Here is a 410-nt window from a genome sequence, read left to right as displayed (position 1 = left end):
TTCAGCGAGCCTCGAAACCTCATCCCACGCCTGGGAGTAAAGAACGCCCTGACCGCATATTATAAGGGGGGCTTCAGCCGCGAGAAGGAGCTTTAAAGCCTTAGAAACTTCTTCCGGGTCGGCCACGGGGCAGTGACCAGCGCCGCCGATGTCAAACCTTTCAAGGAGATGCACATTTTCGAGCTCCCTTTGAAAGCGCCTGCGCTTGATCTCGTCGTTCACCTGGTCTTCCGTATAGGACTTTATCAAAAACGCAATGCCGCTCTTCTTTATTTAACAAGGCTACCCCCTCCGCCTAAAGGATGAAAATCGTGCATGCTTCTCGCTGCGCAAACGAGGCTTACTCGACTATTATACGTAAACCGTGGCTCGTCTGTACGTGTGCCCGTCGTAGAGGCGACTGCGTCTTT

General features: G+C 52.9%; 1 protein-coding gene. It reads right to left on the bottom strand.

Annotated elements, in window-relative coordinates; genetic code table 11:
* On the bottom strand, positions 1-249 hold a 249-nt coding region (locus EZM41_RS06625; protein ID WP_198470343.1), incomplete at its 3' end, for a hypothetical protein.
* Positions 250-410: the final 161 nt, after the last annotated feature.

Origin of the sequence: Acetomicrobium sp. S15 = DSM 107314, assembly GCF_016125955.1 — a bacterium.
GTDB lineage: Bacteria > Synergistota > Synergistia > Synergistales > Thermosynergistaceae > Thermosynergistes > Thermosynergistes pyruvativorans.
This window is presented reverse-complemented; position numbering and strand designations above follow the sequence as displayed.